Source organism: Patulibacter americanus DSM 16676 (genome assembly GCF_000420025.1).
GTDB classification, from domain to species: domain Bacteria; phylum Actinomycetota; class Thermoleophilia; order Solirubrobacterales; family Solirubrobacteraceae; genus Patulibacter; species Patulibacter americanus.
The window spans coordinates 504,075-527,224 of the sequence record NZ_ATUD01000001.1 but is presented as its reverse complement, the minus strand read 5'-3'; the positions used below and the strand labels follow the sequence as shown (position 1 = coordinate 527,224).

25 protein-coding genes are annotated in these 23,150 nt (G+C 75.7%); 5 read left to right on the top strand and 20 right to left on the bottom strand.

Annotation, left to right across the window (positions count from 1 at the left end; genetic code table 11):
- Positions 1–21: 21 nt before the first annotated feature.
- The 4 genes from F593_RS0102555 to F593_RS29670 form a co-directional block, all read right to left on the bottom strand.
- A complete protein-coding gene (locus F593_RS0102555) occupies positions 22–477 on the bottom strand; it encodes a VOC family protein (RefSeq protein ID WP_022927196.1) in 456 nt (151 codons plus the stop codon).
- 198 nt (positions 478–675) lie between these two features.
- The gene (locus tag F593_RS0102545; RefSeq protein ID WP_022927194.1) at positions 676–1,350 is read right to left on the bottom strand and encodes a class I SAM-dependent methyltransferase; all 675 of its coding nucleotides are present in this window, start codon (positions 1,348–1,350) and stop codon (positions 676–678) included.
- 67 nt (positions 1,351–1,417) lie between these two features.
- Complete coding sequence (locus F593_RS0102540) at positions 1,418–1,774, bottom strand: DUF1801 domain-containing protein (RefSeq protein ID WP_022927193.1); 357 nt, start codon at positions 1,772–1,774, stop codon at positions 1,418–1,420.
- A complete protein-coding gene (locus F593_RS29670; protein ID WP_022927192.1) occupies positions 1,771–1,914 on the bottom strand; it encodes a hypothetical protein in 144 nt (47 codons plus the stop codon). The genes F593_RS0102540 and F593_RS29670 overlap by 4 nt, the downstream gene beginning before the upstream one ends.
- A gap of 19 nt (positions 1,915–1,933) precedes the next feature.
- Between F593_RS29670 and F593_RS0102530 the strand changes: the two genes are divergently transcribed.
- Both F593_RS0102530 and purE read left to right on the top strand, forming a co-directional pair.
- Positions 1,934–3,109: a 5-(carboxyamino)imidazole ribonucleotide synthase gene (locus F593_RS0102530; protein ID WP_022927191.1), complete on the top strand. Its 1,176-nt coding sequence runs from the start codon at positions 1,934–1,936 to the stop codon at positions 3,107–3,109.
- A gap of 34 nt (positions 3,110–3,143) precedes the next feature.
- Positions 3,144–3,653 (top strand): 5-(carboxyamino)imidazole ribonucleotide mutase, encoded by a 510-nt coding sequence (gene purE / locus F593_RS0102525; RefSeq protein WP_022927190.1) that lies wholly within the window; start codon positions 3,144–3,146, stop codon positions 3,651–3,653.
- 104 nt (positions 3,654–3,757) lie between these two features.
- On the opposite strand, the gene F593_RS0102520 is transcribed toward purE, so the two are convergent.
- From F593_RS0102520 to F593_RS0102505, 4 genes are all read right to left on the bottom strand, one after another.
- Positions 3,758–4,717 carry a VWA domain-containing protein gene (locus tag F593_RS0102520; RefSeq protein ID WP_028721358.1) on the bottom strand — a complete coding sequence of 320 codons (960 nt, stop codon included), beginning with the start codon at positions 4,715–4,717 and terminating at the stop codon, positions 3,758–3,760.
- Positions 4,718–4,790: 73 nt separating this feature from the next.
- Positions 4,791–5,702 carry a DUF58 domain-containing protein gene (locus F593_RS0102515; RefSeq protein ID WP_051160375.1) on the bottom strand — a complete coding sequence of 304 codons (912 nt, stop codon included), beginning with the start codon at positions 5,700–5,702 and terminating at the stop codon, positions 4,791–4,793.
- Between the two features lie 7 nt (positions 5,703–5,709).
- Positions 5,710–6,975, bottom strand: coding sequence for an AAA family ATPase (locus F593_RS21895; protein ID WP_022927188.1), 1,266 nt, complete (start codon positions 6,973–6,975; stop codon positions 5,710–5,712).
- Between the two features lie 214 nt (positions 6,976–7,189).
- Positions 7,190–8,665: a PP2C family protein-serine/threonine phosphatase gene (locus F593_RS0102505; RefSeq protein ID WP_157251497.1), complete on the bottom strand. Its 1,476-nt coding sequence runs from the start codon at positions 8,663–8,665 to the stop codon at positions 7,190–7,192.
- A 208-nt stretch (positions 8,666–8,873) separates the two neighbouring features.
- On the opposite strand from F593_RS0102505, the gene F593_RS0102500 reads away from it, so the two are divergent.
- Positions 8,874–9,278 (top strand): Na-translocating system protein MpsC family protein, encoded by a 405-nt coding sequence (locus F593_RS0102500; protein ID WP_022927186.1) that lies wholly within the window; start codon positions 8,874–8,876, stop codon positions 9,276–9,278.
- Here the strand turns inward: F593_RS0102500 and F593_RS0102495 are convergent.
- The 7 genes from F593_RS0102495 to F593_RS0102465 all read right to left on the bottom strand — a co-directional run bounded on the left by F593_RS0102495 (position 9,262) and on the right by F593_RS0102465 (position 16,310).
- Positions 9,262–10,347, bottom strand: a complete 1,086-nt coding sequence (locus tag F593_RS0102495; protein ID WP_051160374.1) for a sensor histidine kinase — start codon at positions 10,345–10,347, stop codon at positions 9,262–9,264. The genes F593_RS0102500 and F593_RS0102495 overlap by 17 nt on opposite strands.
- Before the next feature lie 53 nt (positions 10,348–10,400).
- Positions 10,401–11,054, bottom strand: coding sequence for a response regulator transcription factor (locus F593_RS0102490; RefSeq protein WP_022927183.1), 654 nt, complete (start codon positions 11,052–11,054; stop codon positions 10,401–10,403).
- Between the two features lie 2 nt (positions 11,055–11,056).
- Positions 11,057–11,320, bottom strand: coding sequence for a hypothetical protein (locus tag F593_RS0102485; protein ID WP_022927182.1), 264 nt, complete (start codon positions 11,318–11,320; stop codon positions 11,057–11,059).
- Positions 11,321–11,411: 91 nt separating this feature from the next.
- Complete coding sequence (locus tag F593_RS0102480; protein WP_022927181.1) at positions 11,412–12,368, bottom strand: VWA domain-containing protein; 957 nt, start codon at positions 12,366–12,368, stop codon at positions 11,412–11,414.
- Entirely contained in the window at positions 12,365–13,714 is a 1,350-nt protein-coding gene (locus F593_RS27685) for a S1C family serine protease (protein ID WP_022927180.1), read from the bottom strand. The genes F593_RS0102480 and F593_RS27685 overlap by 4 nt, the downstream gene beginning before the upstream one ends.
- Before the next feature lie 245 nt (positions 13,715–13,959).
- Complete coding sequence (locus tag F593_RS0102470; protein WP_022927179.1) at positions 13,960–15,093, bottom strand: acyl-CoA dehydrogenase family protein; 1,134 nt, start codon at positions 15,091–15,093, stop codon at positions 13,960–13,962.
- Positions 15,093–16,310, bottom strand: coding sequence for an acyl-CoA dehydrogenase family protein (locus tag F593_RS0102465; RefSeq protein ID WP_022927178.1), 1,218 nt, complete (start codon positions 16,308–16,310; stop codon positions 15,093–15,095). The genes F593_RS0102470 and F593_RS0102465 overlap by 1 nt, the downstream gene beginning before the upstream one ends.
- A 156-nt stretch (positions 16,311–16,466) precedes the next feature.
- Between F593_RS0102465 and F593_RS21885 the strand changes: the two genes are divergently transcribed.
- A complete protein-coding gene (locus tag F593_RS21885; protein ID WP_022927177.1) occupies positions 16,467–17,654 on the top strand; it encodes a glycosyltransferase in 1,188 nt (395 codons plus the stop codon).
- Here F593_RS21885 and F593_RS0102455 read toward each other — a convergent pair.
- The 4 genes from F593_RS0102455 to F593_RS27680 all read right to left on the bottom strand — a co-directional run bounded on the left by F593_RS0102455 (position 17,651) and on the right by F593_RS27680 (position 21,527).
- The gene (locus F593_RS0102455; protein ID WP_022927176.1) at positions 17,651–18,160 is read right to left on the bottom strand and encodes an acyl-CoA thioesterase; all 510 of its coding nucleotides are present in this window, start codon (positions 18,158–18,160) and stop codon (positions 17,651–17,653) included. The genes F593_RS21885 and F593_RS0102455 overlap by 4 nt on opposite strands.
- A complete protein-coding gene (gene lipA, locus F593_RS21880; RefSeq protein WP_022927175.1) occupies positions 18,147–19,184 on the bottom strand; it encodes a lipoyl synthase in 1,038 nt (345 codons plus the stop codon). The genes F593_RS0102455 and lipA overlap by 14 nt, the downstream gene beginning before the upstream one ends.
- Before the next feature lie 262 nt (positions 19,185–19,446).
- Positions 19,447–20,274, bottom strand: a complete 828-nt coding sequence (gene lipB / locus F593_RS21875; protein WP_022927174.1) for a lipoyl(octanoyl) transferase LipB — start codon at positions 20,272–20,274, stop codon at positions 19,447–19,449.
- Positions 20,271–21,527 carry a polysaccharide deacetylase family protein gene (locus F593_RS27680; protein ID WP_022927173.1) on the bottom strand — a complete coding sequence of 419 codons (1,257 nt, stop codon included), beginning with the start codon at positions 21,525–21,527 and terminating at the stop codon, positions 20,271–20,273. The genes lipB and F593_RS27680 overlap by 4 nt, the downstream gene beginning before the upstream one ends.
- Positions 21,528–21,582: 55 nt before the next feature.
- Here F593_RS27680 and F593_RS30195 point away from each other — a divergent pair, with 55 nt between their 5' ends.
- Positions 21,583–22,233 carry a hypothetical protein gene (locus F593_RS30195; protein ID WP_022927172.1) on the top strand — a complete coding sequence of 217 codons (651 nt, stop codon included), beginning with the start codon at positions 21,583–21,585 and terminating at the stop codon, positions 22,231–22,233.
- 105 nt (positions 22,234–22,338) lie between these two features.
- Here F593_RS30195 and F593_RS0102430 read toward each other — a convergent pair whose 3' ends face one another.
- Positions 22,339–23,070: a 2-oxo acid dehydrogenase subunit E2 gene (locus tag F593_RS0102430; RefSeq protein ID WP_022927171.1), complete on the bottom strand. Its 732-nt coding sequence runs from the start codon at positions 23,068–23,070 to the stop codon at positions 22,339–22,341.
- Positions 23,071–23,150 lie beyond the last annotated feature (80 nt).

The window sequence follows — 23,150 nt, the reverse complement described above, 5'->3', positions numbered from 1 at the left end:
GCGGGCGTCGGGCGCCGCGGCCTACGCGGCGGTCGAGGCTTCCGCGGGCTGCTCGTCCGCAGCCTCCTCCGGGGCGATCCACATGATCTGCCAGCCGTGGCCGTCGAGATCGAAGAAGCTGCGCGTGTACATGAAGCCGAAGTCCTCGGCCCCGTCGGCCTCGGTGGCGCCTTCGGCGAGCGCCGTCGCGGAGATCGTGTCGACCTCGTCCCGGGACGCGACGGTGAACGAGTAGAGCGCCAGCGCATGGGTGGCCGGGTCGGCGGCCGGCAGCTTGGAGTACTTCGCGAAGGTCTCCCGGCTCGACAGCATCACCGACGCCTCGTCGCCGAAGACGATCAGGGCGTTGTTGCCCGCGTCGCTGGCCCGCGGGTCGAGCCCGAAGCCGAGCTTCAGGAAGAACGCCTTGCTGCGCTCGACGTCGGCGACGGGCATGTTCACGATCAGCGAGCGGGAGGGGTGTGCGGGAGCGTCCATGCGGACTCCGTTCCGGGGTCGGGTGGGTGGTGGGTGCCACTTGGACGCCGTCCCCATCCGGAACTCATCGGTCGAACGCGAAGTCGGCGCCTCGGTGCTCGGCGACGCGGCGGACGCCGCATCCCGCCCCGCCGGCGGCCCAGAACGGGTCGACATCGCACCGTTCGGCTCCGACGCGGGCCCGTGGGGACCCGACGGTCAGGCCGTCCCCACCCACCCCCGGAACGTCAGCGCCCCGTAGAAGACCCCGACGTCGCGGAACCCCGCGTCGCGCAGCAGCGCCTCGTCCTCCTCGGGGCTGAGGATCGGCAGGCGGGTCGCCATCGTGGCGACGGTCGAGGCGATCCGCTCGTCGTCCGTGCCCGGCGCGGCCGTGAAGCGCGCCCAGCGCTGCAGCCACGTCGTGCGCACGTCGCCCGCCGGGACGCTGTGGTGGAAGGTGACCAGCGGTGCCCCTGGGTGGAGGCGGCGGCGGATCTCGCGCAACGTCCGGCCGCGCTCCTCGGCGTCGAGGAAGTGGAGCGTGAGCAGGCAGACCGCCGCGTCGAACGGGCCCTCCGGGGCGTCGTCGACGTAGCCCTCGTGCAGGGCGACGCGGTCGGCGTGGGGGCCCAGCGTCGAGACGGCCAGCCGCAGCATCTCGGCCGACGGGTCCACGCCGTCGAACGTCCATCCCGCGTGGTGCTCCGCGAGGTGGGCGAGCTCGAGCCCACCGCCCGCGCCGACCACGAGCACCCGGCTCTGCTCGGGGACCGCCTCGGACAGCAGCGCGTCGGCGAGCTCGTGCACGAGTGTCAGGCCGGGCACCATGCGACGCGCGTTCTCGCCGTACTGGGCCACGGACGCGGGGTCGGAGAAGTGCTCGGCGGTCATGGGGCGAAGGTAGCCGCGGGGCGCGCCGGTCCCGTCGCCTGGTGCCGATGAGGCAAACCACCCCGGCTCAGAGGCTCTGGTCCCTCCGGGAAGCCAGAGCGAGCTTCTCGACGAGCCCGTCAGGGATCGGCCGGCTCGGGGAGAAGGTCACGCCGGTCTTGGTGGACTTGAGCCCGGCCGCCGCGATGTCGTCGGCATGCGACGCGATGGCCGACGGGAACAGATACAAGCCGCACTGCTTGCTGAACGCCGCGTAGCCCGCGACGATCGACTCCCCGAGCCTGAACCCGGGCATCTTGTAGGCGATGACCTCTTCGGCGTCGGGCAGCGTGCGCGCGAGCTGCGCGCGCAACTGCACGAGGGAAGCGCGAAGGTGCTCGGGAGCCTCAGCGATGTAGGCGTCGTGATCGGTCGACACGGTCACGGCAGGCTACCGTGGGCGTGGGCGCGGTCCTCGTGGAGGTCGCCGTGGCGGGCGCCCTCGTACTGGGCGACCGTCACGCGACGTCGAGCCGGAGCGGGGGGATCGGCCGAGCCGGTCGCGCTCGTGCAGGTGCGCTCCACGAACTACCCTGTCCCCCGCATGACCGACCTCCTGAACCCCCGCCCCGACCAGTCCGGCGACGCGCCGCGGCGGCCGCGCGTCGGGATCCTCGGCGCCGGACAGCTGGCGCGCATGGACCAGCAGGCGGCGATCCCGCTCGACGTCGACCTGCGGGTGCTCGCCGGCGGCCCGACCGACGCCGCGGTGCTCGCCGGGGCCGAGGCGATCGTCGGCGACCACCACGACCTCGAGACGCTGCGGGTGTTCGCGCAGGACGTCGACGTCGTGACGTTCGAGTTCGAGGGCGTCGACCCCGCGCACCTGCGCGCGCTCGAGGACGACGGCCACCGTCTCGTGCCGACCCCGGCCGCGAAGCTCTTCGCCCAGGACAAGCTCCACCAGCGCCGCGAGCTCGGCCGCGCCGGGTTCCCGGTGCCGCCCTTCGAGCACGCGCGCGTCGCGATCGACGTGGCGGAGTTCGCCGCGCGCTTCGGCTGGCCCGTCGTCCTGAAGGCCCCGCGCGGCGGCTACGACGGCCGCGGCGTCGCCGTCGTCTCGACCCCGGTCGAGGCGGCGGCGTTCCTCGAGCCGCTGGCCGACGGGGCGCTCGTCGAGCCGGCGCTGAGCATCGAGCGCGAGCTCGCCGTCCAGGTCGCCCGCACGAGCGACGGCACCACGGCCGCCTACCCGGTGGTCGAGACGGTGCAGCAGGACGCGATGCTGCGCGAGCTGATCGCGCCCGCCGAGGTCGACGACGCCCTGGCGCGCGAGGCCGTCGACCTGGCCGTCCGCATCGTCGACCACATCGGCGCGACGGGCCTCGTCGCCGTCGAGCTGTTCGTCACCCCCGACGGCGTGCTCATCAACGAGCTGGCGATGCGCCCCCACAACTCGGGCCACCACACGATCGAGGCGGCGGTCACGTCGCAGTTCGAGCAGCACGTCCGCGCCGCACTGGACTGGCCGCTGGGCGCCACGGAGCTCGTCGCCCCGGCGGCCGTGACCGTGAACGTCGTCGGCCCGGAGGACGGCAGCGACCCCCGCGCGCGTCTGCAGGAAGCCCTGGCCGTCCCCGGCGCGCACGTGCACCTCTACGGCAAGACGGCCCGCCCCGGCCGCAAGCTCGGGCACGTCACGGCGCTCGGCCCGGGCGTAGCGACCGCCCGCGCGACGGCCTGGCGCGCCGCCAACATCCTCGAGGGAACGGCCGCGTGAGCGCCGCCCCGACCACCACCCCCAGGAGCACCGCATGAGCCAGCCCGTCGTCGGGATCGTCATGGGCAGCGACTCGGACCTGCCGACCATGCGCGCGGCCGCCGAGGCGCTCGACGAGTTCGGGATCGCGCACGAGGTCCGCGTCGTCTCCGCCCACCGGGCCCCCCACGACATGGTCGCCTACGGCACGGGCGCCCACGAGCGCGGCCTGCAGGTGATCATCGCCGGCGCCGGCGGCGCCGCCCACCTGCCGGGCATGCTCGCGTCGACCACGCCGCTCCCCGTCATCGGCGTCCCGGTGCCGCTGAAGCACCTCGACGGCATGGACTCCCTGCTCTCCATCGTCCAGATGCCCGCGGGCGTCCCCGTCGCGACCGTCGGCATCGGCAACGCCCGCAACGCGGGGCTGCTGGCGGCGCGGATCCTGGCGACGGGCGACGCGGAGCGGACCGCGGCGATCCTGAAGGCCCAGCAGGAGCTGCTGGCGGCGTCGCACGAGAAGGACGCCCGCGTGGCGCGCGAGACGGGACGCGACTCGGGCTGAACGGCCTGCGCCGGGTGCCGGGTGCCGGGTGCCGGGTGGCCGGTCGCGGGCCGAGCGCCGGCCATCGGCCGCCCACCCGGCGCGACGCCCCGGCCGTTCCGCCCCTACGCCACGCGCCCCCGCCAGCGCAGCCCGAACCCGAGCGCGATGACGAGCGCGACCAGCGCCCCGCCGGCGAAGGCGGAGGTGATCTCGCGCTGCTCGGCCTCGGAGGCCACGCGCGCGCCGACCTGCTGGTAGATCTCGTCGAGGCGGTCGGCGTCGTCGACGGTGAACGACTGGCCGCCGGAGATCTGGGCGATCTCGCGCATCGTCTGCGGGTCGGGCGGCACGGGCGTCGGGCGGCCGAAGCCGTTCGTGACCACGCCGTCCGGGGTGCCCAGCGCCACGGTGTAGATCGGCACGTTGGCCTGCTTGGCCTGGCGCGCGACGTCGCGGGGGTCGAGCGACGCCGGGTCCGAGGCGCCGTCCGAGAGCAGGAGGATCGCGCCCGGCGGCTTCTGGCCGGCGTTCTTCGCGGGGTCGCCCTCGGCCTGCACGGCGTCGAGGGCGACGGCGAGCGCGTCGCCCGTGGCGGTCCCGCCGTTGGCCTGCAGGCCGTCGAGCACCCGGGTCAGGACGCCGCGGTCCGTTGTCGGCTCCTGCACCGTCGAGGGCGAGGTCGAGTAGCCGACCAGTCCGACGCGGGTCTGCTTCGGCACGCCGTCGACGAACGTCTTCGCGGCGTTCTTCGCCGCGTCCATGCGGGTCGGCTGCACGTCGGTGGCGTTCATCGACCCCGACGCGTCCGTCACCAGCATCACCGTGGCGCGCTCGACCGGCTTGGAGACCGTGACCTCCGGGCGTGTGAGCGCGAAGGCCATGAGCGCGACGGCGAGGCCGAGCAGCGCCGCGGGCAGCCAGCGGCGGTACGACGGCTGAGCGGCCACGACGGCGCGCAGCGTCGCCACGGCCGGCATCCGGATCGCGTGGCGCTTGCGGCGCCTCTGCGCGGCGCGGATCGCGAACCATCCGGCGGGCAGCAGCAGCAGCGCGAGCAGGAAGAGCGGGGCCTCGAGGGTCATCGGCGGCACCGTTCGGGGAGCACGGGCGGAGCGGGACGGGCGACGGGCGGCGCGACGGGGTGATCGGCGCGCGTCATCGCAGCGCCCGCCCGAGCTCGCGGAGCCAGTCGCCGTCGGTATCGAGCCGCACGTGGCCGGCGCGGGCGCGACGCAGCGCGGCGTGCACGGTGGCCTGCCGCTCCGCCTCGGCCGCCGCGAACGCCTCGCGGACCCGCGGCGAGCCGGTGTCGACCTCGACGTCCTCGCCGGTCTCCGGGTCGATCATCACGACGAGCCCGGCGTCGGGCAACGCCGACTCGCGCCGGTCGGCGACCTCGACGGCCAGCACGCGGTGCTGCCGGGCGAGGATCGCCATCGGACGCTCCCAGGCGGAGGGGTCGCGCAGGTCGGAGACCACGACGACGAGACCGGGTCGGCGGGCGACGCGGTGCAGACGGCCCAGCGCCGTGGCCAGGTCCTCGGCGCCGGTAGCTCCGTCCGGGGCCACGCCCTCACGCAGCGCGCGGTCGATCGCGCCGATCGCCGGACGGCCGCCGCGGGGCGGCAGCACGCGCGTCGCCTTGGGGTCCGCGCCCCAGCGGACGAGCGCGACGCGGCCGCCGCGACGCACGCCGAGCTGCGAGACCACGCGGGTGACGCCCTCGGCGACGTCGGACTTGAGCCGGTCGGCGGTGCCGAAGGCCATGGACGCCGAGACGTCGAGCGCGATCCAGGTCGTCAGTGCGCGTTCCGGGACGTGCAGGCGGACGTGCGGCTCGCCGGTGCGGGCGCTCGCCGCGGGGTCGAGGTGGCGCACGTCGTCGCCCTCGACGTAGGGCCGCAGCTGGCTGAGCTCCGTGCCGCTGCCGAGGCCGACCGCCCGGTGCTCGCCGGGCAGGACGCCGCCGCTGCGCCGCGCGAGCGCGAGGTCGAGGGCACCCACGACGGGGCCGCCCACGCGCCCCGGGCCCTGACGGCCCGGCGGGTCGATCAGCAGGTCGCTCACGCGGTCCTCAGCGCGTCCACCGCGAGTCCGACGCGCCCGCGTCGGCGTCGTGGTCGTTCGCGCCGCCGCCCGGACCCGCGCCCGCCGCGGCCCCGCGGCCGTCGCCCGTCACGGCCGTCGGGGCGTCGGGGCCGAGCGTGCCGAGGGGCGGCTGCTCGACGTAGGCACCCCGGGAACCCTCGGTCGACGCACCCTGCCGCGGGGCGGCCGGCGGGGCGGCCCCGGCACCCGCGTCACCGACGAGCGACGCCGGCTCCCCGGCGTTCGGGTCGACGGCGCGCAGCACGCGGGCGAGGACGTCGTCGGCGCTCGTGCCGTCGGCGTGGGCCTCGTAGGAGAGCACGAGCCGGTGGCGCAGGACGTCGGGCGCCAGCGCGCGCACGTCGCGGGTCGTCACGTAGTCGCGGCCGCGCAGGACGGCCAGGGCCTGGGCCGCCTGCACCATGCCGATCGGACCGCGGGGGCTCGCGCCGATGTCGATCACGCCGCGCAGGTCGCCGAGGCCGTAGCGCTCGGGGTGGCGGGTCGCGTCGGCGAGCGCGACGGCGAAGCGCACGACCTGCGGGTCGACGTGGGCCGCGCGCACCGTGCGCCGGTGGGCCAGCAGGCGGTCGGGCGTGATGATCTCCCGCACCTCGTCGCCGCCGCCGACGGACGCGTGCACGACGGACGCCTCGTCCTCGATCGACGGGTAGCCGACGACGACCTTCAGCAGGAAGCGGTCGACCTGCGCCTCGGGCAGCGGGTAGGTGCCCTCGGACTCGATCGGGTTCTGCGTGGCGAGCACGAGGAACGGGGAGGGCAGCGGGAACGTCTCGCCGCCGAGCGTCACCTGGCGCTCCTGCATGACCTCGAGCAGCGCGGACTGCACCTTGGCGGGCGCGCGGTTGATCTCGTCCGCGAGCAGCAGGTTGCCGAAGACCGGGCCGAGCTGCGTCTCGAACGTGCCCGTGTCCGGCCGCCAGATGCGGGTGCCGACGAGGTCGGCCGGGACGAGGTCCGGCGTGAACTGCACGCGGCGGAACTGGCCGCCGAGCACGGAGGAGAGCGTCTTGACCGTCAGCGTCTTCGCGAGTCCCGGAACGCCCTCGAGCAGCACGTGGCCACCGGCGAGCAGCGCCACGAGGACGCGCTCGAGCATCGCGTCCTGGCCGATGACGACGCGCTTGACCTCGTGCAGCACCGCCTCGAGGTCGCGCGCGGCGTCCTCGATCGTGCTCGTCGGGGCGTCGGCCTGCTGGGGATCGGCGGAGGGCGGGATCGGGGTGCTCACGGGGCGGTCTTTCGGCGGGCGGGCGAGGACGTCCTCAGGGACGGTAGGAGACGGACCGTCACCTGCCCATAAGGACGGGTCGCGGAGCGGGGACGACGGGGAGACAGGTACCCAGCGTGGCGCAGCACGACCCCCGCCGCGCCGGTCCGTCGGGACTGCGGCCGCGCCACGCTCCGGGGCCGTCGGCCCACGCCTCGCGAGCCCGTGGCCGTGGTCAGCTCGAGGCGACCGGCATGTCGTTGCCCGTGGGGGCGAGCACCACGAGGGTCGCGTCGTCCGTCAGGCCCTCGGTCGACGCGTTGAGGACGGCCTCCTCGATCGCGTTGACCGTGTTGGGCGCCGTCGGGTTGGCCGCGGTCCGCGCGGCGGCGATGATGCCGTCCACGCCGAACGGGCTGCCGTCCTCCGTGATGCGGTCCGAGATCCCGTTGGAGTAGAGGACGACCCGGTCCTCGGGCTCCAGCCGCCGCGAGGCGGGCGGCGGCGACGTCGCCTCCGGGTCCGCGCCCAGGGCCTCGCCCGTCGGCTCGTCGAGCAGCTCGACGCGGCCGTCGGCCGTGATGAGGATCGGCGCGGGGTGCGCGCGGTTGATCCAGGTGAACGTCGAGGTCGGGGCGTGCCACCGGCCGATGACCGCCGTGGCCGTCGAGCCGGGGGTCTCGAGCTCGACCATCGTGCGGTGCATCAGGTCGACCGTCTCGGGGAGGTCGCGGTCGTTGCGCCGCCCGGCCCGGAACGCGCCGAGGAGCACCGCAGCGAGGCCGGCCGCCCGGGGGCCGTTGCCGAGCGAGTCCGCGATGCCGATCCAGGCGCCGTCGGCGTTCTCGGCGTAGTCGAACCAATCGCCGCCGACGTCGTAGGACGGCAGGACGTTGCCCGCGAGGGCCGCGCCGCCGATGCGCGCCACGCGGGGCGGCAGCAGGTTCTGCTGCATCTCGGACGCCGGCGAGATCCGCTGGCGGCGCATGGCCTGCTCGTAGACGTCGGTGTAGTGGTTGGCCAGCTGCAGGGCCGCGGCGCTCTGCCGCGCCAGGTCCTGGAGGTCCTCCTCGCGGGCGTCCACCGCCATCAGGACGCCGAGCGCCCGCCCGCGCAGGTACATCGGGACGATCGCGGCGCCCGGCATGCGGCTGCCGACGACGTGGCGCAGGCTGGCGATTGCGCTGCGCGGCAACTCGGGGCCCACGCCGAGCGACACGGGGAACTCGTCCGGGAACTCGGGCGAGCCGCTCAGTCGCAGCAGCCGCGAGCCGTCGATGTCCACGACGTAGAGCGCCACGGTCGGGACGCCCGCGAGGCGCTTGGCCTCGGCCACGATCTGCTCGCCGAGCAGGTAGGGCGGAACCTTGTTGAGGACGTCGGCCACGTCGAGGACCGCCGGGGTCGTCGAGGCGAGCTCGCCCGCCGGGCGCAGGACGTCGCGCTCGTTGGCCTCGGCATCGTCGCGGGCCTGCTGCGCGGCGGCGGCGACGAGGTCGCTGCGCCGGGGGAAGTGTCGGTACGCCGTGGCCCGCCCGACCTGGGCGACCTCGGCGATGCGCTCCATGCTCGCGTCGCGATCCTCCCGGAGCACGCGCATCGCGGCCGCGACCAGCCGCGTGTAGTTCAGCGCGGCATCGCTGCGCTGCTTGCGGGGGGCGGGCCGACCCTCGGCCACGGGGCTCGGATCCTGGTGCTGGTCGCTCGACACGGTGCACGCTTCCTGGATGACCCGCCGGAGGCGGGGTCCCGAGACGGCGTGTCTCGGGAACGGACGTCGATCCTAACGGGTTACCCCGATTTGGCCGTCGGGCCTCGCGAACGGTAAAGTGAGACATCCGCAGCGCCGACCGTGGCCCGCGACGAGACACCGTGTCTCGCTTACGCCGTTTGCGCCGCCGTCCCCCTTGCTCCCCGCCATGCAGCAGCTCGACAGCCCCTCCGGGGCCCCGCCCGCGTCACCGTCCCGCAGCCCGCTGCAGGGCATCGCCGACGCGGCCGCCCGGCACTACAAGGAGCAGTTCGGCCGCGGGCCCGTCCGCTGCAAGGCGCACTTCGCCGGCCGCGACGCCGTGCTGGTCATCCTCGAGGGCACGATGACGCCGGCCGAGACGCGCCTGGTGGAGGACGGTCACGCGGAGACGGTGCGCAGCTTCCGCACCCTGGAGCAGCACGCGGTCCAGGCGGCGCTGGTGGCCGCCGTCGGCGCGCTCGCCGGCCGGCCGGTCCGCCAGGGGATCACGGGCATCGACGTCCAGGGCGACGTCGTCACGGAGCTGTTCGTCCTCGAGTCCGAGGACGACGCGCTCACGCCGGCAGGCTGACCGTCACGTCGAGGCCGCCCGTCGCGGGCGCCTCGATGCGGGTGGTGCCGCCGTGGGCCTCGACGGCGGCCCGCACGATGGAGAGCCCGAGCCCCGAGCCGCTGCCGTGGCGCCCCAGGCGCTCGAACGGCTCCGAGATCCGCGCGACGTCCTCCGGCGGCACCCGCGGGCCGGTGTTGACGACCCGCAGCGTGGCCCAGTCGCGACCCTCGTGACGGCCGCGGGCGGTCTCGATCCGCACCAGGCCGCCGTCGGCGTTGTAGCGCACGGCGTTGTCGACGAGGTTGGCCGCCACGCGCCGTAGCAGCGCGGCGTCGCCGCGGGCGACGACGCCGTCGGTGCGCGGGTGGACCGAGATCGTGAGGGACGGGCACGCGGGCGCGTCGGCGACGGCTCGGCGGGCGGCGTCGGTCAGGTCGACGGGGCCGTGGCGCGCCACCCCGCGCTGGCTGCGGGCCAGGACGAGCAGCGCCTCGAGCAGGTCGTCGAGCTCGTCCGCGCCGGCCAGCACGCTCTCGCCCATCGCCCGCAGCTCCTCGCGGCTCGCGTCGGGGTCGGTCAGCGTCACGTCGACCTCGGTGCGGATCGCCGTCAGCGGGGTGCGCAGCTCGTGGCTGGCGTTGGCGACGAACCGCCGCTGGGCGCCGATGCCCTCCGCCAGCCGGTCGAGCATGGCGTCGAACGTGTCCGCCAGCTCCCGCACCTCGTCGTGGGGGCCGTCGAGCGCCAGCCGCTCGTCCAGCCGGTCGTCCGAGACCCGGCGGGCCGCCGCGGTGACGTCCTCGATCGGGCGCAGCGCGCGGCGCGCGGCCACCCAGCCCAGGACGACCGCCAGGAGCGTCGTGCCCAGGAGCACGAGCACGAGCTGCAGGACGACGCGGTCGAGGATCGGGTCGGCCACCGGGTCCGGCAGCGTGCGGTGCAGGTGCCGGGAGAGCACGCCGTAGGCCACGGCCAGCACGACCGCGGTCGTGCCGGCGAAGAGCGTGGCGTAGAGGGCCGTCAGCCGCGCGCGCAGGGGCAGCCGCGTCATCGGCGAGCGGGCGACCCACCGGCGGGCGCCCTGCACGGGCGACCGTCGTGCGCGCTCCCGCGGTCCGACGTCCGCCCGCCCGCCCACGGTCAGATCCGGTAGCCGGCGCCGCGCACGGTCTCGATCACGCCGGGCTCGCCGAGCTTGCGGCGCAGGGTCACGAGGACCATCCGCACGGTGTTCGTGAACGGGTCGACGTTCTCGTCCCAGACCCGCTCGAGCAGGCCCTCCGTCGTGACGACCTGGCCGTCGGCGGCGAGCAGCTCCTGCAGCACGCCGAACTCCTTCGGCGAGAGGTCGAGCGTGCGGCCGCCGCGGGTGGCCACGTGGCGGGCGGGGTCGAGCTCGAGGTCGCCGTGGCGCAGCACGCTGGGGCGCACCCGGCCGCTGCGGCGCCCGAGCGCGTCGACGCGGGCGACGAGCTCGGCGAAGCGGAACGGCTTCGTCAGGTAGTCGTCGGCGCCGAGCGCGAGACCCTCGACCATGTCGTCGAGCCCGCCGGCGGCGGTGAGCATGAGGACCTTCGTCCCCGGCTGCTCGGCGTTCAGCGTGCGGCACACCTCGTCGCCGTGCAGGGCGGGCAGGTCGCGGTCGAGGACCACGACGTCGTAGGGATTGACCCGCGCCTTGTAGAGCGCCTGCTCGCCGTCGGGTGCCACGTCGACCGCCACGCCCGTGCGGCGCAGGCCCCGGGCGACGGCGTCGGCGACCCGCGCGTGGTCCTCGGCCACCAGCACGCGCACGGTCAGACCTTCCCGGGCGTGGTGGCGGGCGTGCGGTCCTCGGGGCAGTCCACGAGCTGCGGGCGCGCGTCGACGGCGGGCGTCCGGGGCACGTCGGGCGCGACGTCCGGGACGACGCGCTGGTGCTGCTGTTGCCGCTGCACGTCGGCCGCGGCCTGTTGCAGGGTGGGGTCGAGGGCCGACAGGCCGGTGACGCCGACGCCTACGAGCGTCAGACCGGTCGAGCCGGCGAGGAGCAGCCCGAGGGCACTGCGGGGGACGACCATTGCGCGAACAAGCGTCTCCCACGGGGCTGAGTCCCGCGTAAACGCGGGCGCGGGGACAACGTAAGGACTCCGGCTCCGGGGAAACCCGGGGTTAAACGATGCGGCCGGTGAGGCGGAGCGAGAGACCCGCGCCGAGCACGAGCAACACCGTCGCCAGGCCGACGGCCGCCGCGGTCGTCTCCTCCTGGCCCGGCTGGGTGGAGACCTTCGAGCCGAGGTCGCGGTAGACCGCCTCGAGCTGCGCGGCGCTCGGCGCGTCGGAGAACGTGCCCCCGGACGCCTCCGCGATCTGGCGCAGCGCGTCGCGGTCGGGCGGGACGTTCTCCGTCTTCAGCGTGCCGTCGGGGTTGCGGCTGGTCAACGTGCCCGCGTCGGTGCCGACGGCGACGGTGAAGATGCGCACGCCGAGCTCCTTCGCGCGCTCCGCGACCGGCAGCGGATCCTGGCCGCGGACGGTCTCGCCGTCCGAGAGCAGCACGATCGCGGCGGGCGTCTGGTCGGGCTGCGCACCCTGGGGGCGGAGGGAGCGCAGGGCGGCGTCGAGCGCGTCGCCGGCGGCCGTCGACCCGCGGGCGGTGAGCGCGTTCGTCACGCGGCGCACGCGGGCGCGGTCGGTCGTGGGGGAGGCCAGCAGGCGGACGCGGTGGTTGAACGCCAGCGCCCCGACGCGGATCTCGCGCGGCACGTCGTCGAGGAACTCGCCCGCCGCCCGCTTCGCGGCCTCCATCCGGTTCGGCGCGACGTCGGTGGCGCGCATGGAGCCGGACCGGTCCGTCACGAGCATCACGGACGCCTGCTCCACCGGCACTGCGACGGTGTGCTCGGGGCGGGCGAGGGCCACGACGAGCGCCGCGGCGGCCAGGAGGTAGACGGCCGGGCCGACGTGCCGGCGCCAGCCGACGCGCCGGGGGGCGACGGACGGCATCAGCGCCGGCGTGGCGAACGCCTCGCGTCCGGTCCCGCGGCGTCGCTCGGTCCACGCGTAGAGCGCAGCGGCCGCCGCGACGAGCAGCAGCGCGAGCAGGAAGAGCGGCGCCGCGAAGCTCACGGGATCGAGGGGGCCAGGGGGTTGGGGGGCGTCGTCGGGTTCGTGGGTGTCGTCGGGGTCGGGGTGATGCCTCCGCCCGGGCCGCTGCCGCCGCTCGTGCTGCCGGTCGTCGCGGGGCGGTCCCCGAGGGTGACCTCGACCGTGCGGCGGTCGCCGTCGCGCTCGACCTGGAGCTTGAGCTTGTCGCCCGGCTGGTGCGAGTTGACGATGCGCGTCACGTCGTCGGCGCGGTCGACCCGCTCACCGTCCATCTCGACGATGACGTCGCCGTCGGGTCGGCCGCTGAGCGTCGCGGTGTTCGAGCTGGCCCGCAGGTCGGCGCGGGCGGCGGGGCCACCCGGCGTGACGGCTGCGACGGCGGCGCCGTCCGTGCCCGTCAGCTCCGCGACCTGCACGCCGAGGTAGGCGTGCTTGACCGTGCCGCCGCGCTCCAGGACGGGCACCACGCTCTTGACGGTGTTCGAGGGGACGGCGAAGCCGATGCCGACGCTCCCGCCGCCCCCGCCGGTGGTGGCGATCTGCGAGTTCACGCCGACGACGCGGCCCTTCATGTCGAGCAGCGGACCACCCGAGTTGCCCGGGTTGATCGGCGCGTCCGTCTGCAGGACGCGGTCGATCGAGAAGCTGTTCTGCGCCCGGATCTGCCGGCCGACGCCCGAGATGATGCCCGCGGTCGTCGTCTGGTCGAGCCCGAGGGGGTAGCCGATGGCGATGACGGGGTCGCCGGTCTGGACGCTGTCGGAGTCCGCGACCTTCAGGGGCACGAGCTTCTGCACGTCGGCCGGGTCGACGCGCAGCACGGCGAGGTCGGACGACACGTCCGTGCCGAGCAGCCGCGCGGGCACGTCCTCGCCGCGGTCGCCGAAGCGCACCTTGATGGAGTCACCGCCGCCGGAGACGACGTGGTTGTTCGTCACGATCGTCCCCCGCGCGTCGTAGACCCAGCCCGTGCCGTTGCCGGAGTTCGTCGACACGCGCACGACGCCGTCGTGCGTGGCCTCGTACGCCGCCTTGACGGCCGCGGCGTTCGCGGCGCCGCCGGAGGACTGGACCACGGTGCGCTCGACGTCGCGGGTGCCGACGAGCTGCATGCCGATCGCGATGCCCGACACGAGCAACGCGACGACGCAGAGGGCGACGAGCGGGGTGACCAGCCGACGGCGCAGCCGGCTCCAGGCCGACGGGGCGTCGGAGTCCCGCGGCGTGCGCCGGCCCTTCGACGTCTCGTCCGCGCGGTGCTCGCGCGTGGGCTCCTCCGCCGGGCGCTCCGGTTCGGGTTCGAGCCAGCCGTGGTGGTCGTCCTCGGAAGGACCGTCGGACCAGAGGGAGCGGTGTTCGGGAGGCATGGGAGAGGCAGCGATCGGAGGGGCCTGCGTATGTGCCGGCCGATGAAGGGTCGCGCACGACGCGTCAGACGCGCGTAAGGACCGATCTTCCTCTCTCCGTCCCGGGGCGGGGCGAAACCCGGGACGGCCGGGTGTCCGGCCCGCGACAGGCCCGTGTCCGGGGCCCGGGCATTCCCGGGCGGACGCGACGGTCCGCCCGGGGCACCCCGCGGTCCGGGCGGACGCGCCGCCCGGACCTCCACCCCTCAGGCCGGCGTGACCCCCGCCATCAGCTCGCCGGCGACGCGGTCCGTGGCCCCGGCGGCGCCGCCCAGCAGGCGGCGGGAGAGCTGGGCGCGGCGGAAGTACAGGGGCGCGTCGTGCTCCCACGTCGCGCCCGTGCCGCCGTGGACCGAGATGTTCTGGCGCGTCGCGACGTCGAGCGCGTGCTCGGCGCCGGAGCGCGCCGCGGCCGCCGCGAGGGGCAGCTGCGCGTGGTCGTTCTCGGCCGCCCACGCGACGTACATCAGGAGCGAGCGGGCGTTCTCGAGTTGGCGCAGGATCTCGACGAGCCCGTGCTTCACGGCCTGGTAGGACCCGATCGGCCGGCCGAACGTGTGGCGCTCCTTCGCGTACGCCACGGCGATCGGGAGGATCGCGTCGACGGTGCCGACGGCCTCGGCCGCGAGCACGGCCTGGGCGACGTGCCAGGCGCGGGCGACCGCGTCCTCGTCGGCCGCGATCGTCCGGCCGCGGGCGCCGTCGAGCCGCACGTGGCCGAGCGGCCGCGTCGGGTCGTAGCGCCAGAGGCCCTCGGTGCTCACGCCTGCCGCCTCCACGTCGAGCAGGACCGCGACGATCCGCCCGTCCTCGGTACGCCCGACCGCGACGAGCGCGTCGGCCTGTGCGGCGTCGGGGACCCACGAGACCTCGCCGGTCAGCGTGGCCTCGTCGCCGTCGACCGTCGCGGTCGGCAGGTCGCCGCGCAGCAGCCCGCCGCGCGGGTCGACCGTCCAGCGCGGCTCGACGTCGGTCGGGGGCGCGGCCGGCAGCCACGCCACGCGCAGCTCGCCGGCGGCGGCGGGCTCGGCCGCCGCGTCGTTCCCGGCGTCGAGGATCGTCGCCGCCGCGAGGGTCGAGACGAGGGGGACGGGGGCCAGCGCGCGTCCGGCCTCCTGCGCCACGAGCAGGGCGTCGTAGAGCCCGAGCTCGGCCCCGCCGTTGGCCTCGGAGGTCAACAGCCCCGTCCAGCCCGCCTCGACCGTCGTGGGCCAGAGGTCGGGGCGCGCGGCGTCGTCCTCGAGCGCCTCGCGGGCCGCGGCCACCGTGTCGACGCGGCTGAGTGCGCCGCGGGCGGCGTCGCGCAGGAAGACCTGCTCGTCGGTCAGCGAGAGGTCCATCAGGCCACCGTCCCTTCGGTCTGGCGCGCCTGCAGCTCGGAGAACGGCACGCCCTTGTCGCGTCGCGGCTCGGGCGGGAGGCCCAGCACGCGCTCGCCGATCGTGTTGCGGAGGATCTCCTCCGTGCCGCCCGCCGACTTCAGGCCGGGGAGGAACGAGATCATGTACGCCCACTCCGAGTCCGCGTCCAGCGCGTCCGGGCCGAGGACGTCGGCGATCAGGTCGCCTGCGTCGATGGCGGAGCGCACCACGGTGACCTTGCCCAGGCCGAACTCGGGCCCGGGCAGGCGCCCGCCCGCCAGGTCGGAGAGCAGCCGGTGGCCGGCGAAGCGCCCGGCGATGAGCTCCGTGCCCAGCGCGCCGAGGCGCTGGCGCACGTCGGCGTCCTCCCGGGCGCCCGGGGCGGCGGCGATCGCCTGGGCGAACCGCTCGGCGCTGTAGCCGACGGAGGTCGTGCCCAGCGAGAGGCGCTCGAACATCAGGACGGTCAGCGCCGTCGTCCAGCCGCCGCCGACGTCGCCGAGGACCGCATCGGCAGGCACGGCGACGTCGTCGAGGAAGACCTCGTTGAACTCCGCCTCGCCCGAGATCTGCCGCAGGCCACGGATCGTGATCCCCGGCGCGTCCATCGGCACGAGGAACATCGTCAGGCCCTTGTGCTTCGGCACGTCGGCGTCCGTGCGGGCCAAGAGCACGCCGTAGGCGGAGAACTGCGCGTTCGTCGTCCAGACCTTCTGGCCCGTGATCCGGAACGAGCCGTCGTCCGCCTGCACCGCGCGCGTCGTGACGCCGGCGAGGTCGGAGCCGGCGGCGGGCTCGGAGAAGAGCTGGCAGAAGACCTCGTCGCCGTGGAGCATCGGCCCGAGGTGGCGGGTCTTCTGCTCCTGCGTGCCGTGGACGATGATCGCCGGGCCCATCATGCCCAGGCCGATGAAGTCCAGCGGCCCGGGGACGCCGGCGCGCTCGAGCTCCTGGTTGACGATGACCTGCTCGATCGGGCCCTTGCCCTGGCCGCCGAACTCCTCGGGCCAGGTGACGCCGCACAGGCCGGCGTCGGCGAGCTTGCGCTGCCACGCGCGCCAGGCGTCGATCCGCTCGTGCTCGTCGGCGATGGCGCCCTCGCCCATCACCACGGGCGCCTCGGCCGCGTGCTCGGCGAGCCAGCCGCGCACGCGCTGGCGGAACGCGCCCTGCTCGGGATCGTCGTTGAGGTCCATGTGCTGCTCCTCCGCGCCCCTGGGGGCGTCGTCCGTCGTTCCTGGCTGGCCAGCCAGTCAACGGCACCGTACCGCGTGCGCGGGCCGAAGGGAACCCGGCGCCACGTTCACCGGCTCTTGCCCGGACGCCGCCCCGCGCGCTCTAGCGTGGGACGCGTGGCCCACCCGCTCCGCATCGCCGTCGCCGCCATCGTCCTGGCCCGCGCGGCCCGCACGCTCGGCCCGTCCGCGCGGCTGACGGCGCCGGTGGGGACGGGCGACGACGCGCCTCTGGCCCCCGGGGACGGCCCCCGTGCGGCGGACGGCCCCCGTGCGGCGGACGGCCCCCGTGCGGCGGACGGCGCCCGCGCGGCGGACCGCCCTCGGGTCACCGTCCTCGTCCCCGCACGCAACGAGGCGGCCCGGATCGGCCCGTGCCTCGACGCACTCGCGGCGGACGGGTGGACCGACGAGTTGCTCGTGATCGACGACCGCTCCACGGACGACACCGCCGCGGTCGCCCGGGCGCACGGGGCGACGGTGATCGCGGGCCAGGAGCCGCCGCCGGGGCGGATCGGGAAGCCGTGGGCGCTCGAGCAGGGCCTGCGTGCCGCCGCGGGCGAGGTGGTCGTCGCGGTCGACGCCGACGTGCGCCCCCGACCCGGCCTCGTGGCGGCCCTCGTGGGCGAGCTGCGCCGGCGCGAGGCCGAGGGGCGTCGTCCGGTCCTGCTGAGCGCCGCTCCGCGGGTCGATCCGCCGCACGGGGTGGATCGCGCGGTCCACGCCGGATTCGCCGCGACGGTGCCTCTGCGGTTCGGGCCGACCGACGTGCGCGGGCCGGAGCCCCAGCCGTCGCGGGCGACGGCGAACGGCCGGCTGCTCTGCGCCCGCGCCCGGCCGTTGCGCGAGGCCGGCGGGTTCGCGCTCGGGGCGGGGGGCCTGACGGACGACATCGCGCTCGCCCGGGCCCTGGCCGGCCGCGGGTGGCTCGTGGCGGGTGCCGACGCCACCGCGCTGGCCGACGTGCGGCCGTCCCCCGGCCGGGCCTCCTCCTGGCGGGTGCAGCGGCGGGCGATCACCGGCGCCGACGTCACCGGGCGCGGCTGGATGGCGGTGGACCTGACGGTGCTCTGGGTCGCCCAGGCCCTGCCCTGGCTGCGGCTGGCGGTGGGCCGCGCCGACGCGGTCGACGCCGCGTTGTTGATAGCCCGGGCCGTGGTGCTCCGGCGGACGGTCCGGGGCCTCGCGCCGCGGCGAGCCCCGGACCCCGCGTGGCTCGCACCGCTGCTCGACGTCCCCGTCGTGGCGGCGTTCACCCGCGCGGTGTTCGTGCCCGACCGGTCCTGGCGCGGCCGCGAGTACTAGGCCTGCGCGTCGGAGCCCGGCCCGCCGAGCGCGAGATAGCGCTCGCGCATCCAGCGGGGGAACGGGGCCGACCTCCCCTGGCCGACGAGCGCGCAGACGTAGGTCGTCTTCGCCTGCGCGCGCAGCTCGCCGTCGTCCTGGCCCGTCGCGCGGTAGCGGAGGGTGACGGAGGAGCGGCCGAGGCGCTCGAGGTCGAGCGTCACGAGCAGCTCCTCCTCGGCGCGGGCGGACTTGGCGAACTCGACCTCGGTCTTGACGACGAGCGTCTCGATCCCGCCCTGCATGAGTGCCGCGAACCCGCCCAGGCGGGTCGTGTTCAGCCGCATGTAGGTGTCGTCGAACAGGTCGAGGTACCGCGGGTGCGCGAGCACGCCCTGCGGGTCGCACTCGAGGAACCGCACCCGGACGGGCAGCTCGATCGGCCCCGTGGCGACGGCGTCGTCCGCCGGCGCGAACGCCGGCGGATCGCCGCCCAGCGCCGGCGCGTCGGGCTCAGGCGGCGACAACGGGCTCGGACGTCGCGGGGGCGGCGAGCGGGCCGACGCCCGGCTGGTCCTGCTTGACGTGCTCGTCGGCGTGGTAGCTCGAGCGCACGAGCGGACCGGCGGCGACGTGCTCGAAGCCCAGCTCCTCCATGCCGATGCGGGCGAGCTCGTCGAACTCGTCCGGGTGCCAGTAGCGCACGATCGGCAGGTGGTTCTCCGTCGGCCGCAGGTACTGGCCGATGGTCATGATCTGCACGTCGACGGCGCGCAGCATCTTCATCGTCTCGACGACCTCGGCGAAGCTCTCGCCCAGGCCGACCATCAGCCCCGACTTCGTCTTCATCCCGGGGGAGCCCATGCCGGCGGCGTTCATGTCGGACGCGTTCTTCAGCACCCGGCAGGAGCGGATGAACGTCGAGCCGCGACGGGCGATCTGGTAGAGCCGCGGGACGACCTCGACGTTGTGGTTGAAGACGTCCGGCCCCGCGTTGATCACGGTGGCCAGCGGCATCTCCTCGCCGCGGAAGTCCGGGGTCAGCGTCTCGATCTTCGTGTCCGGCGACTGGCGCCGGATCTGGTTGATCGTGGCGGCCCAGATGCGCGAGCCGTAGTCGGGCAGGTCGTCGCGGTCGACGGACGTGACGACGGCGTGGCGCAGGCCCATCATCGAGATCGAGCGCGCCACGCGGGCGGGCTCGAGCGGGTCGTTCCACGTCGGCGTGCCGGTCATGACGTGGCAGAACCCGCAGCGGCGCGTGCAGGTGTCGCCGAGGATCATGAACGTCGCAGTGCCGCGCTCCCAGCACTCGCCGATGTTCGGGCACGCGGCCTCGGAGCAGACCGTGTTGAGGTTGTTGGCCTTGATCGTCTCCTTCAGCTCCCGGTACTTCGGGGAGCCGGGCGCGGGGACCTTGAACCAGGCCGGCTTGCGCTCGCGGTAGGCGATCGTGTTGGTCCCGAGGACCTTCGCGACGTCCATCCCGCCCGGTTTGGCGCGGGACCGCGTCTGCCGGACCGGGAGCTGCGCGTTCGGGGACTCGGACACGCCTTCCAGCGTAGCGCGCACGCCCCGAAACCCGACCAGGATGGGGGGTGTTGACCGGTCGCGTGTCGGGTCTCACGGCGCCCGGGCCGCGCGGGCCCGGGCAGGCGGCCCGGACGTGCCTCGGCGGACGGGGTGGCCGAGCCCGCGCGGCAGTCTGGATATGACAAGCCGGCTGTGCATATTCGTAGTGGTCCGCGAGGAGCGCCCGTGGGCGCGTCCGCGTGGCCGACGGACGGGGTTCCAGCCCGCTCGAAAGGGGCGCTCAGGCGCCCGCGGGGCGCACGGCGTCGGCCGCGGCGCGCAGCGCGTCCGCGTCCGCAGGCTCCGTCGCCGCCCCGAGCTCGCGGCCGAGCGCCGCGGCGAACTCCTCGCCGACGGAGCGGACGACCGCCGCGGCGTCGAGCGCCGGGTCCGACCCCAGGTCCGGGGCCGACGTCTCGCGGGCGATCGAGGTCATCGGCTCCGTCAGGCCGCAGGGGACGATCCAGCCGAACGGGTCGAGGTCGGTGACGACGTTCAGGCCGACGCCGTGGGTCGTCACGCCGCGGGAGAGGTGCAGGCCGATCGAGCCGACCTTGCGGCCCTCCACCCACACGCCGGTGTACTCGATGCCCTCGTCGTTGCGGCCGCGGGCGTCGACGCCGTGGGCGCGGGCGACGGCGACCATCGCCCGCTCCAGCGCGCGGACGATCGCGATCACGTCGCCCGTGCGGACGAGGACGTAGCCCACGAGCTGGCCGGGGCCGTGGAAGGTGACCTTGCCGCCGCGCCGCACGTCGACGATCTCGATCCCCCGGGCGGCGTACCAATCGCTCCCCATGGGCAGCTCCTCCGGGCTGGCGCGCCGGCCGCGGGTGTAGACCGGCGGGTGCTGGAGCAGCAGGACGGTGTCGCCGATCGCGCCGGCGATGCGCGCGTCGCGCAGCCGCTCCTGCAGGTCGAGCGCCTCGGCGTAGGGGACCGTCCCGAGCCAGGCCACGCCGATCGGGCCGCCGTCGGCGAGCGCGACGCGAGCGGGCGCGTCGTCGGGGCGCACGGCGGCGGGAGCGGGGGCGTCCGTCGGCCCCGGGGTCGCGTGCGGGTCGCTCACGAGGCCGCCTTCCCCGGGGTCAGGTCGACGCTGCAGCCGTCGTAGCCCTGCTGGAGCTGGCGCTCGGTGGGGCCGTCCTCGGCCAGCATGCGGCTCACGGTCACGGGCTCCAGGCCCTTCTCGCGCAGCGCGGCGATGATCCGCGGCATCGCGGCCAGCGTGTTCGGCTTGACCTCGTGCATGAGGATGATCGAGCCGGGCCGCATGCCCTTCTTCGCGGTCTCGACGATCTCGTCCGCGCTCGTGGTGCCCAGCGCGTCCTGCGTGTCGACGTTCCAGAGCACCTCGACCATGCCGTGCTCCTCGACGATGCGGTCCGTGTCGCGGTCGTGCGACTCGTACGGGGGGCGGAACAGCGCGGCGGGACGGCCGAGCACGACCTCGCTCGCGCGGTTGCCGGCCTCGATCTCGGCGCGCTGCTCCTTTGCGCTCAGCCTCGCGAGGAACGGGTGGTTCTGCGTGTGGGTGCCGGAGTCCCAGCCCAGGTTGCGCTGGACCTTCACGTACTCCTCGTGGCCCGGCACGTTGCGGCCGATCCGGAACATCGTGGCGGGCACCCGCTCCTTCGAGAGCAGCGTGATGAACCGGGGCGAGAGCTCGCCGGGGCCGTCGTCGAAGGTCAGCGCGACCCACGGCTTCCGTCCCGCGCCGCAGTAGATCGGCCGACCGATCCGGGCGTAGCGCTCGAGCGCCGCGGCCTGCTCGATGCGGTCGGCCGCGGCGGCGGAGGCCGCCGAGGCGTCGGCCCGCAGGCCTTGTCCGTCGGCCCCCGCGGCGGCCGGTCCGTCGCCGCCGCCGGTCAGGGCGAAGACGGCCCCGGCGACGACCGCGAGCACGGCAAGGGCCGCGGCGACCGCGGCGCCGCGACGGCGTCGGTCGCCGGCTGCGGCCACGGGCCTCCGGCGGGGCCGGGTACCGGTGTCGCCCGGCGCAGATGCGGACCCGTCGGCGTCGTCCGCGGGCCCCAGGTCGGCTTCGCGCGCGGCGTGGCCGCCGTGTGCGTCGTCCCTCTGGGCGGCGTCCTCCCGGGAGCGGCCGTCGTCCTGCGCGCCGCGGGCGCCGTCGTCCGCGACGTGGTCGGTCGCGACGGGGTCCGGCGGACCGTCCTCGCCCCCGTCCTCGTGGAGCGGACGGCGCTCGGCCGGGGACTCCCAGCCGCCGCCCCAATCCCAGTCGGCGGCCTCCCGGCGTCGGGGTCCGTCGGACGGATCGGAGTGCTCGGCGGGGCCGGTGGGGGGTCCGGAGGGGGCCACGCATCTCACCGTAGAGGACGAGGTCGGCGACTCGCGCACGGCTACTCTCAGGGCGATGTGGCGCCCCGGATCCACCCTCGCTCGCGAGCCGCCGCTGTGGCTGGCCCGCCTGCGCTGGCGCCTGCGCGGGGAGAGCGCGCGGCTCGCGTTCGTGCTGGCGGTCCTCGCGCAGGCGGGGCTGCTCGCGCTCCTGCCGGTGAAGGGCGACGGAGGCGTGTCGTGGACGACGATCGCGCAGCTCGTGGCGTTCGACCTGGTGCTCGCCGTGGTCGGCGGGGCGCTGGGCGCGCGCAGCCTGCGTCGGCGCGATCCGTCGCTCCCGCGCATCGTGGCCCGGGACCGCGCGGCCACCTTCGCGCTCGTCGCCGGCGTCGTCGCGGTGCTCGTGGGCGGGATCGTGCACCGGCCGGCGCTCACCGCCGAGCGGGAGAAGGTCGAGCGGATGGTCGCCGAGGCCAAGCGCGTGGCCGCGCGCCGCGCACCGGAGTACACGAAGGCGCGGCTGCGCACCTACGACGCGCGCCGCCTGGCGCCGAGCATCCTGCGGGTCTGCTTCCCGACGCGCTCGCCCGAGCGCGCGTGGTGCACCGTCGTGCGTCCCGACCGCGGCGGCTACCGCGCCCGCAAGGACGACGACACGCGGCCGAACGACCAGGCCGGCGGGACGGCCGGTCCGCCGCGGCCGATGGTCCGCCGCACGCCGTAGGGGTGGAGCCGGCGGGACTCGCCGCCCGTGCCGCACGCCGTGGAGGCCGGCGGGGCGGGGGCGGGACCGGCGGGGCGGGACCGGCGGGGCGGGGCGGCGGCGCTCCTAGTCGCGCAGGACCGTCGTCGGGTCCTCGAGGAGGTCCGCGACGCGGCGGAGGAACGCGCCGCCGTGCGAGGGGTAGATCACCCGGTGGTCGGCCGTCAGGGTGAGCGAGACGACGTGGCGGGGCACGATCTGCTCGCCGATCACCCAGGGGCGGCGCCGAGGTGCACCGAGCGCCAGGCACGCGCCGGTGCCGGGGGGCATGATCGCGTCGAAGCGGTCGGGGCCCGCGGCACCGCCGTCGATCAGGGCGAAGGTGGCGCCCGCGCTGTCGGGCGCGCGCAGCGTCCCCTCGTGCGCCTTCTGGACCACGCTGCGGCGGCGCGCGGAGAGCGCGGCCAGGGGCTGCGTCCCGGCATCCGGCAGCGTCGGCAGCACGATGGAGGCGCCCTCGAGGTCGACGGCGAGCGCGATGTTCGCCTGCGTCCACGTCTCGAGCCGGCCGTCGCGCCACGCGCCGTTGACGCGCTCGTGCTCGACGAGGGCGATGCCGGTGGCGCGCGCCACGGCGTCCACGAGCTCGACGTCCCCGCTCAGCGCGACGGTCAGCTCCTCGACGTCGGCGTCGATCGTGGCCGTCCAGGTCGGCACCGTGGCGCGGACCTCGGCCATGCGCCGCGCGATCGCGGTCTGCACGCGCGTCGGGATGCGGGACGTCGCGGTGCCGCGCTTCGTGCCCTCCGCGACGGTGACGTCGGAGGGCGGGGTGACGAGGTCGGTGGGCTCGCTCATGGCCTTCGAGCATGGCACGTCGCCGCCGGTGGGCCGTGGGACGCCAGGACGGCGCGGCGGGCGCGCGGTCGCGGCCGTCG